This is a genomic window from Stenotrophomonas sp. PS02298 (assembly GCF_029959445.1).
GTDB lineage: Bacteria > Pseudomonadota > Gammaproteobacteria > Xanthomonadales > Xanthomonadaceae > Stenotrophomonas.
This window is the reverse complement of the sequence record NZ_JASCOR010000169.1, coordinates 1-9,136: the sequence shown is the minus strand read 5'-3', so window position 1 is coordinate 9,136 and position 9,136 is coordinate 1. Positions and strand designations below refer to the sequence as shown.

The 9,136-nt window shown below is 63.3% G+C and carries 9 protein-coding genes; 6 read left to right on the top strand and 3 right to left on the bottom strand.

Annotation, left to right across the window (positions count from 1 at the left end; translation table 11 throughout):
- Nucleotides 1-86: 86 nt before the first annotated feature.
- Nucleotides 87-1,022, bottom strand: coding sequence for an alpha/beta hydrolase-fold protein (locus tag QMX78_RS18155; protein ID WP_282272165.1), 936 nt, complete (start codon nucleotides 1,020-1,022; stop codon nucleotides 87-89).
- 232 nt (nucleotides 1,023-1,254) lie between these two features.
- Between QMX78_RS18155 and QMX78_RS18150 the strand changes: the two genes are divergently transcribed.
- Complete coding sequence (locus QMX78_RS18150) at nucleotides 1,255-1,656, top strand: helix-turn-helix domain-containing protein (RefSeq protein WP_282272163.1); 402 nt, start codon at nucleotides 1,255-1,257, stop codon at nucleotides 1,654-1,656.
- Nucleotides 1,657-1,902: 246 nt separating this feature from the next.
- Here QMX78_RS18150 and gpmA read toward each other — a convergent pair whose 3' ends face one another.
- Nucleotides 1,903-2,652 (bottom strand): 2,3-diphosphoglycerate-dependent phosphoglycerate mutase, encoded by a 750-nt coding sequence (gene gpmA / locus QMX78_RS18145; RefSeq protein ID WP_282272161.1) that lies wholly within the window; start codon nucleotides 2,650-2,652, stop codon nucleotides 1,903-1,905.
- Nucleotides 2,653-3,094: 442 nt separating this feature from the next.
- Here gpmA and QMX78_RS18140 point away from each other — a divergent pair, with 442 nt between their 5' ends.
- From QMX78_RS18140 to QMX78_RS18130, 3 genes are all read left to right on the top strand, one after another.
- On the top strand, nucleotides 3,095-3,955 hold the full coding sequence (locus QMX78_RS18140; protein ID WP_282272159.1) for a pirin family protein: 861 nt from the start codon (nucleotides 3,095-3,097) through the stop codon (nucleotides 3,953-3,955).
- A 200-nt stretch (nucleotides 3,956-4,155) separates the two neighbouring features.
- Nucleotides 4,156-4,875, top strand: a complete 720-nt coding sequence (gene aqpZ / locus QMX78_RS18135) for an aquaporin Z (RefSeq protein ID WP_282272157.1) — start codon at nucleotides 4,156-4,158, stop codon at nucleotides 4,873-4,875.
- Nucleotides 4,876-5,120: 245 nt separating this feature from the next.
- A complete protein-coding gene (locus QMX78_RS18130) occupies nucleotides 5,121-5,582 on the top strand; it encodes a hypothetical protein (protein ID WP_282272153.1) in 462 nt (153 codons plus the stop codon).
- Between the two features lie 78 nt (nucleotides 5,583-5,660).
- Here the strand turns inward: QMX78_RS18130 and QMX78_RS18125 are convergent, their stop codons facing one another.
- The gene (locus QMX78_RS18125; protein ID WP_282272151.1) at nucleotides 5,661-6,512 is read right to left on the bottom strand and encodes a pirin family protein; all 852 of its coding nucleotides are present in this window, start codon (nucleotides 6,510-6,512) and stop codon (nucleotides 5,661-5,663) included.
- Nucleotides 6,513-6,745: 233 nt separating this feature from the next.
- Here QMX78_RS18125 and QMX78_RS18120 point away from each other — a divergent pair, with 233 nt between their 5' ends.
- Both QMX78_RS18120 and QMX78_RS18115 read left to right on the top strand, forming a co-directional pair.
- The gene (locus QMX78_RS18120; protein ID WP_282272149.1) at nucleotides 6,746-8,812 is read left to right on the top strand and encodes a carbon starvation CstA family protein; all 2,067 of its coding nucleotides are present in this window, start codon (nucleotides 6,746-6,748) and stop codon (nucleotides 8,810-8,812) included.
- Nucleotides 8,812-9,036, top strand: a complete 225-nt coding sequence (locus QMX78_RS18115) for a CstA-like transporter-associated (seleno)protein (protein ID WP_057626620.1) — start codon at nucleotides 8,812-8,814, stop codon at nucleotides 9,034-9,036. Before QMX78_RS18120 ends, QMX78_RS18115 begins: the two co-directional genes overlap by 1 nt.
- Nucleotides 9,037-9,136: the final 100 nt, after the last annotated feature.

Genomic DNA, 9,136 nt, shown 5'->3' with positions numbered 1-9,136 from the left:
GGCCCGCCCGGGGGGGGGGGGGGGGGCCGGCCGCGGGGGGCCCGGGGGGGGGGGCCCCCCCCCCCCGGCCCTGGGGATTGGACGACTCAGCCCTTTGGCGCGGCCAGCAGGTACTTCAAGCCATGCATGAAGCCACGCGGTGCAACACTGAGATGGTCCTCGTCATTGAGCACGTCCAGCTTCAGCTCCAGTGACTGGCCACCACGCGCGCCCAGCAGGCCGATCATGCGCTGCGCATCCACCACCATGTCGGCATCGCCGCCGTGCTTCACCGACTCGTACTCGCCGACATACATATAGGCCCGCACGGGGAGCTCGGCGGGCTTGCCAGCCACGGCCAGTCGACGCTCCATCTCATGCTTGTCGAACCAGTACGACGGACTGCCGAGGATGTAGCCACTGAACAGTTGTGGGCGTTCCAGCAGCACCTGCGTCCCCAGCAAGGCACCGTAGGAATGGCCGAGGAACATGCGCCGGCTTTCGTCACTGCGGTAGCGCTTGGCCACGAATGGCAACGCCTGCGTTTCCAGGTAGGTGAGGTAGTCGCCGGCGCCACCGTGCACGGCATCGGCCGGCGAGCTGCTCGGGCCATTGGCAGTGGGTGTGTAATCGCGTCGGCGGCTCTGCATGCCGCCCTCGCCCTTGGCATAGGACAGGCCGACCAGGATGAAGTCCTCGATCTTGCGGCCTTCGACGTTCAAACGCCGCGCCATCTGCCAGACCAGCGGGAAGGCATAGTCGGCATCGGTGACGTACAAGATCGGATAGCGCTTGTCCGGGGTGTCCGCGTAGCCGGCTGGCAAGGCCACGAACACCTGGTAATTGCGGCCACTGACCGGATCCGGCACATCCCAGACTTCACTGCCCAGCACTTCATAAGGGTTGCCTTGGCCGCGCTGCGCGGTTGTGGCTGCAGGCTTCGCAGCGGCCGCTTCTGGTGTGGCATCGGGTGCAGCCTGGTGAGCACCACTACAGGCGCTCAGCGCCACCATCGCCATTACCGACATCATCCATTTGCTCAAGCGGACACTCCAGTGATCGTGATCAATGCCCGATGATGGCATGGCACAGCCTCCATCCGAAGTCTGTCTCTCCCACTTGCATGCGCACCGCGGAGCAGTTCAGCCGCCACCGTGGAAGCGCACAAGTCGTTGATTCCTTTGGGACGACACATTGCTGTCGACTTACTGTCGTGTTGTCAAACGCAGTTGACCGGCAGTCTCGCAGCTCGGCTAACATCGGCAGGAGTGCAGCATGGAAGATCAAACAGTGAAGATCGACGGAAAGCGGATCAGGCAACTGCGCGAAGCCCGCGGCTGGTCGCAGGAACACCTGGCCAGCATCTGCGGGTTGAGCCCGCGCACGGTGCAACGACTGGAAACCGAAGGCAATGCTTCGCTTGAATCGCGGATGGCGGTTGCGGCGGCACTGGAGGTTGCGGCGGGGGATCTTCTCGATGCTGGCAAATCCATCGCCAGCCCCGCACCCAGCACCGCGGCGATGAGTCCCGCTGACCGGATGAAAATCGGCCTGTGGATTGCCAGCCTGATCCTGGTAGCGGTCATGTTCCAGCTGGTCGTCGGGCTCAGCTTGGGCAAACAGGCTGCCGAACGCGACAACCGGGTATGCCAAGCCGACCCGGCGTGCCGTCGCTGATCCGCAACGCTACTCCCAAGCATCACTCACACGGCGCTAAGCCGGATCTTATTGTGGGAACGGCGTCAGCCGCGAAGCAGGGAGATCATCAGATGACATCTGGGCCGGCGATTCAAGCGTTACCAGCTTCGCGGCTTACGCCGCTCCTACAAACAAACAAAAAGACCGATGCCAGCATGCTGGCATCGGTCTTTGAGTGATTCACCGCTGGAGCAGGCAACAGCGGTGCTGCTTCCAGTGTATCGCTTACTTTGCCTTGCCCTGGTTGGCCACGGCCTCGGCGGCCTTCTTGGCGGCTTCCGGATCGCCCAGGTAACGGAACGACTTGACGGTGAGGTCATCGTTCAATTCGAACAGCAACGGGATGCCGGTCGGGATGTTGAGCTCAAGGATGGCTTCCTTGCTCACATTGTTGAGGTACTTGTACAGCGCGCGCAGCGAATTGCCGTGGGCGGTGACCAGCACGGTCTTGCCCTCCTTCAACTGCGGAGCGATGGCATCGTGCCAGTACGGCAACACACGATCCAGCGTGGTCGCCAGCGACTCGGTGGCCGGCAGCGCATTGCGGTCCAGACCGGCGTAGCGACGGTCATGGATCGGATGGCCCGGGTCGGCCAGGTCCATCGGCGGCGGCGGGATGTCGTAGGAACGACGCCATACCTTGACCTGCTCCTCACCGTGCTTGGCAGCGGTTTCGGCCTTGTCCAGGCCCTGCAGGCCACCGTAATGGCGCTCGTTCAAACGCCAGGACTTGTTGACCGGCAGCCAATCCTGACCCAGTTCAGCCAGTGCACCCTGCAAGGTGTGGATGGCACGCTTCAGCACCGAGGTGTGGGCTACGTCGAACTGCAGGCCTTCTTCCTTCATCAGCCGGCCGGCGTTGGCGGCCTCCTGGCGGCCCTGCTCGGTGAGGTCCACGTCCACCCAGCCGGTGAAGCGGTTATCGAGGTTCCACTGGCTCTGGCCATGGCGCAACAGCACGAGTTTGCGGGTCACTGCGGAGGTCTCCGGATGGGGAAGTAAGACGGCGATTGTAGCCCCTTCACGCTGGCATCCGTTCTTTGTCGAGGGTTTGGGTATGGGGGCTGAGTAGTTGTGGGGGGACGGGGTTTATTGGTGAAAGCGCAGGAGCAGAAGCTCACCCCTCCCCAACCCTCCCCTTGCCTTTGGCAAAGGGAGGGAGCAAGGCAACAGCCCTCCCCTTGCCTTCGGCAAATGGAGGGGGCGAAGCGGCGGCCCTCCGCGCAACCTGGGCTTTGGCCCCCTCCCTTTCGCGCAGCGAAGGGGAGGGTTGGGGAGGGGTAACGCTGTCAGCCGCCAGCTTCCAACCTGCCAACCCACCCACCAAAACAACAATCCATTCCCCGCACGACAACCCCCTCTTCGCTTCCACCGTGCCATCCTGCCCCCACATTCAAACACCCCGGAGCAGCCAGCCATGACCACCATCATCAGCCCGCGCGTCCACGACCTTGGCGGCTTCCAGGTTCGCCGCGCCGTCCCTACCCTGCAGGCGCGCAGCGTTGGCTCATTCGTGTTCGTGGACCATATGGGCCCGGCAATCTTCAGCCCCGGCCAGGGTATCGATGTGCGTCCGCATCCGCATATCGGCCTGGCCACGGTCACCTTCCTGTGGGCCGGGCAGATCGGCCACCGCGACACCTTGGGGTCGGAGCAGATCATCCGCCCCGGCGACGTCAACTGGATGACCGCCGGCCGTGGCATCGCCCACTCCGAGCGCAGCCCCGGCGAGGCCCGCGAACACGCGCAGGCCCGGCATGGCATGCAGACCTGGGTGGCGCTGCCCAAGAGCCATGAGGAAACCGACCCCGGCTTCTTCCACTTCTCCGCGGACCAATTGCCACAGCAGCGCCGCGACGGTGCCTGGCTGCGGGTGATCGCCGGCCGCGCCTACGGCGAGGAATCACCGGTCAAGGTGTTCGCCGACACCTTGAACGTCGCCATCGACCTTGAGCCCGGCGCCGAGATCGACCTGGACAACTCCCATGTAGAACGCGCGCTCTACATCCTTGAGGGCGACGCCCAGTTGGATGGGGTGGATGTACCTACCCAGCACCTGATCATTCCCGAGCCCGGCGCACACAGCCGTCTGCGCGCCAAGACACCGCTCAAGGCCATGCTGATGGGGGGCGAACCGCTGGATGGCCCCCGCCACCTGTGGTGGAACTTCGTCTCCAGCTCCAAGGAGCGCATCGAGCAGGCCAAGGACGATTGGCAGAACGGTCGCTTCGGCACGATTCCCGGCGATGACAAGGAATTCATCCCCCTACCCCGCTGAACCCACTTTCCTCGTCACAGCACGGGCGGAACTCCCATAGCCACCCCTGCCTTGCTGTGTCTGGAAACCCGCAAATCGCGCATAGACCCAAAGCACTACAGTTGCGCGGGCGAATTAGTTAGCGAATTTGTTACTCACTTCACCCGCTTCTCCGTTATTTTTCCCACACCCGTACCGGGGAAAACATAGGGAACGACACAATGAGCATGGGAAAGCGTTTGGGCGCCGAGTTCCTCGGCACCTTCTGGTTGGTGTTGGGCGGTTGCGGCAGCGCGGTGCTGGCAGCAAAGTTCGGCGGTGACGCCAATCCGCTGGGTATTGGTTTTGTCGGGGTTGCGCTGGCCTTCGGCCTGACCGTACTGACCGGCGCCTATGCGTTCGGCCATATCTCCGGCGCGCACTTCAACCCGGCAGTGAGCATCGGTCTGTGGGCCGGCGGTCGCTTCCCGGCCAAGGACCTGCTGCCCTACATCGTGGCGCAGGTACTGGGCGGCATCGTCGCTGCCTTCATCCTGTTGCAGATCGCCAAGGGCAATGCCAGCTTCCTGATCGATGGCAGCCAGGCCGGCGCCTTCGCCAGCAATGGCTACGGCGCGCTGTCGCCGGGTGGCTACACCGTCGCCGCTGCGTTCCTGTGCGAGGTGGTGCTGACTGCGGTGTTCCTGGTCGTGATCATGGGCGCTACCCACGGCCGTGCCCCGGCCGGCTTCGCGCCGATCGCCATTGGCCTGGCGTTGACCCTGATCCACCTGATCAGCATCCCGGTCACAAATACTTCGGTGAACCCGGCCCGCTCCACCGCCGTTGCGCTGTTTGCCGGCTCCGGTGCAATCAGCCAGCTGTGGCTGTTCTGGGTGGCACCGATCCTGGGTGCGGCCATCGGCGGCATTGCGTACAAGTGGATTGGCAGCGACAAGTAAGTCGCATCGATAGTTTCATTTGTTAGTAACTCCCGGAACGGCCCCTATAAGGGGCCGTTCCTTTTGCGCTGCAAAAGACACTTTGCAACTGACCGGGATTTTGTAATACCGTCGCAACTTGGCTGGCGCGCATGGGGATGCACGTACACAGGGACGGATACCGCCCACCAGCCAGTACCGCCTTCAGAACCATCCACACGTTTTTCGTCGCGCCGTCAGGCCGATGTTCCATGGGGGAATGCGAAGTGAAGACTGTTCTTATTTTTTCTGCCGCGCTGGCGCTCGCAGCCAGCGCCAACGCTTCCGCCCAGCAGGCCGTGCAATGCCCATCCCTGCCAGCCAGTAGCGGCCTGCATTGGGAGCAACAGACCCAGAGCGATTTCATCGTCTGCAAGGCCACCACCGAAGACGGCCGCGCTGTCCTCAACATGATGCTGAGCGGGCGTGATCCGGGCCTGTCCTTGAACCGCCCGCTGCGCGCGGAAAAAGGCGCGTTCGGCGGCACCGAGATGCATTGGTACAAGCTGGACATGGGCGGCCGTGACCTGCCGGGCCTGGAGTCACGCCGCATCAGCGTGGTCAAGCTGGACAAGAACCGCTATGCGCAGATCTGGATCGATGCCGCCGACAATGCCGAGCTGGGCACCCTGCAGACCCTGACCCAGACCTTGAACCTCAATCCGTCTGCTTTGGCTGGCAGCAACTAAGAGCCGATCAATCCTGGCCGATTGTTGCACGGCAACTAGCGCCGGTCCCGTCGCATCGCGCACGGGACCGGTCGTCGTTCAGAAGCGGCCTTCCTGATAGTCGACAAAGGCCTGCATCAATTCCTCACGGGTGTTCATCACGAACGGTCCATGCCGTGCCACCGGCTCGCGCAGCGGACGCCCGGCGACCACGATCAAACGCGCACCCTCGGCACCGGCACGCATGTGCAACGTGCTGCCACCGCCCAGCACCGCCAATTGCTGCAGTTCAATCGCGTGCGACGCCTCGCCCTCGCCCAACGACACGTCACCTTCGAACACATAGGCGAAGGCGTTGTGGCCTTCAGGCAAACGGTAACTCCAGGCAGTGCCCGCGCTCAGTTCGATGTCCAGATAAACAGGGTCAGTGGCTGGTTGCTGGATCGGTCCGCTGACCGAGTCCACCGTGCCGGCAATCACTTTCACACCCACACCTTCGGCCGGCGCCAACTGCGGGATGCGCTCGGGCGCGAACTCCTGATAGCGCGGCGCGCTCATCTTGTCGCGCGCAGGCAGGTTCACCCATAGCTGGAAGCCACGCATGCGGCCGGACTCCTGCTCGGGCATCTCCGAATGCACCAGGCCGCGGCCGGCAGTCATCCACTGAACGCTGCCGGGAGTAAGCAAACCCTCGTTGCCGTGGTTGTCCTTGTGACGCATGCGTCCGTCGAGCATGTAGGTCACCGTCTCGAAACCCCGGTGCGGATGGTCGGGAAACCCGGCGATGTAATCCTCGGCCCGCTCGGTGCCGAACTCGTCCAGCATCAGGAACGGGTCCAGCTCCGGCAGCGATGGCGTACCAATGACCCGGGTCAGGCGCACGCCGGCACCGTCGGAAGTCGGCATGCCGCGGATGCTGCGCAGCACCCGGGCGGAATCGTTGCTACTCATAAGGAACCTCCTTGGACTTGCGACAGACAATGGACGCCCTTGCCGATCAATCCAATCATCACAGTTGCAACCATTTGTTCCGCAAGGCTACCTCCGGAACACCACGACTCCCCAGTCATGTTCAATAAGACATGGACCTAAGACCAAAGTCGCATCCAATTCAGCTGCCATGCACATTGACCCCCGACCTGCATGGGTAGACCCTTGCAGGCATTCCCCTGCGAGGCGACTCGATGAAAGGTTTTTCCAAAGCCGGATGGGCGCTGCTGTCCCTGATAGGCGCGTTCTGTCTAGGCGTTGTGGCGCTACGCCGCGGCGAACACATCAATGCTCTATGGATCGTGGTTGCAGCGGTGTCGCTGTACCTGGTGGCCTTCCGCTACTACGGCCTGTTCATCGCCAACAAGGTGCTGGGGGTTGATCCCACCCGCGCCACCCCGGCGGTCATCAACAACGATGGCCTGGACTATGTGCCCACCAACAAGCACGTCCTGTTCGGCCACCACTTCGCCGCCATTGCCGGCGCCGGCCCACTGGTCGGCCCGGTGCTTGCCGCACAGATGGGCTACCTGCCCGGTACGCTTTGGCTGATAGCCGGCGTGGTGCTGGCAGGCGCGGTGCAGGATTTCATGATCCTGTTCATCTCCAGCCGCCGCAACGGCCGCTCGCTGGGCGATCTGGTGCGTGAGGAAATGGGCCAGGTGCCCGGCACCATCGCCTTGTTCGGCGTCTTCATGATCATGATCATCATCCTCGCGGTACTGGCGATGATCGTGGTGAAGGCACTGGAGGGCAGCCCCTGGGGCATGTTCACGGTGATCGCGACAATGCCGATTGCCATGTTCATGGGCATCTACATGCGCTACATCCGCCCGGGCAAGATCGGTGAGATTTCCATCGTTGGCCTGGTGCTACTGATCGCGGCGATCTGGTACGGCGGCAAGGTTGCCGCGGATCCGGTGATGGGCCCGATGTTCACCTTCACCGGCATCCAGATCACCTGGATGCTGATCGGCTACGGCTTCGTCGCCGCGGTCCTGCCGGTGTGGTTGCTGCTGGCTCCGCGTGACTACCTGTCCACCTTCCTCAAGATCGGCACCATTGTCGGTCTGGCGATCGGCATCCTGATCGTGATGCCGGAGCTGAAGATGCCGGCGCTGACCCAGTTCACCGACGGCACCGGCCCGGTGTGGAAGGGCAGCATGTTCCCGTTCCTGTTCATCACCATTGCCTGCGGCGCGGTGTCCGGCTTCCATGCGCTGATCAGCTCGGGCACCACGCCCAAGCTGCTGGCCAATGAAGGCCACACCGCCTACATCGGCTACGGTGGCATGCTGATGGAATCGTTCGTGGCCATCATGGCCATGGTCGCAGCCTCGATCATCGAGCCGGGCATCTACTTCGCCATGAACAGCCCGGCAGCGATCATCGGCACCGACGTGGTGCACGCGGCACAGGTCGTCACCAACTGGGGCTTTGCCATCACCCCGGACCAGCTCACCGCAACCGCGGCGGAGATTGGTGAAACCACCATCCTCTCGCGCGCCGGTGGCGCACCCACCCTGGCTGTGGGCATCGCGCAGATCCTGCACGCGGTGCTGCCGGGCGAAGGCATGATGGCGTTCTGGTACCACTTCGCCATCCTGTTCGAAGCCCTGTTCATCCTGACCGCTGTCGATGCCGGCACCCGTTCTGGCCGCTTCATGCTGCAGGACCTGCTCGGCAACTTCGTGCCGGCCCTGCGCCGCACCGACTCGTGGGTGGCCAGCTTCATCGCCACCGGTGGCTGCGTCGCGCTGTGGGGTTACTTCCTGTACCAGGGCGTGACCGATCCGCTGGGCGGCATCAACATGTTGTGGCCGCTGTTCGGCATCGCCAACCAGATGCTGGCCGGCGTGGCGCTGCTGCTGTGCACCGTGGTGCTGTTCAAGATGAAGAAGGACAAGTACGCCTGGGTGCCGCTGGTCCCGGCCATCTGGCTGCTGATCTGCACCACCGCAGCCGGCTTCATCAAGATCTTCTCCGACGTTCCCGCAGTGGGCTTCCTGGCCCAGGCGCACAAGTACCGTGACGCCATTGCCGCCGGCGAGTTGCTGGCACCGTCGAAGAACTTCGACCAGATGCACCAGGTGATGGTGAACAACTACATCAACACCGGCCTGACCGCGCTGTTCCTGTTCGTGGTATTCGCGGTGCTGGTGTACTCGATCAAGACCATCGCCGCTGCACGTCGCTCGCCGGTGCGCACCGACAAGGAAACCCCGTACGTGGCACTGAAGCCGCACGAGGTTGATCTGTAATGGGCACCGAGCTGGTCCCCGTCGGCCAGTACCAGACGTTCCGCCGCACCTGGCGGCGTCTGGTGCAGACCGCGCGGCTTTGCTGCGGCGTGCCGGACTACGACAACTATGTCCGGCACATGCGCGAGAAGCATCCTGACCGCGAGGTCATGGATTACAAAACCTTCTTCCGCGAACGTCAGGAAGCCCGCTTCGGCGGCAGGAGCGGCTTCCGCTGCTGCTAAGCACAGCGGAGACAAGCAAAAAGAAAGGCGGCGCCCATGGGGCCGCCGTTTTTTTTCCGGGTGTGGCGCGCCCCCCCCCGGCGCGGGCGGTACCCGAAAC

What these genes read in the sequence shown, in the direction of transcription:
- QMX78_RS18150 (WP_282272163.1), top strand. Translation starts at nt 1,255, where the DNA reads ATGGAAGATCAAACAGTGAAGATCGACGGAAAGCGGATCAGGCAACTG.
- QMX78_RS18140 (WP_282272159.1), top strand. Translation starts at nt 3,095, where the DNA reads ATGACCACCATCATCAGCCCGCGCGTCCACGACCTTGGCGGCTTCCAG.
- aqpZ (WP_282272157.1), top strand. Translation starts at nt 4,156, where the DNA reads ATGAGCATGGGAAAGCGTTTGGGCGCCGAGTTCCTCGGCACCTTCTGG.
- QMX78_RS18125 (WP_282272151.1), bottom strand. Translation starts at nt 6,512, where the DNA reads ATGAGTAGCAACGATTCCGCCCGGGTGCTGCGCAGCATCCGCGGCATG.
- QMX78_RS18120 (WP_282272149.1), top strand. Translation starts at nt 6,746, where the DNA reads ATGAAAGGTTTTTCCAAAGCCGGATGGGCGCTGCTGTCCCTGATAGGC.
- QMX78_RS18115 (WP_057626620.1), top strand. Translation starts at nt 8,812, where the DNA reads ATGGGCACCGAGCTGGTCCCCGTCGGCCAGTACCAGACGTTCCGCCGC.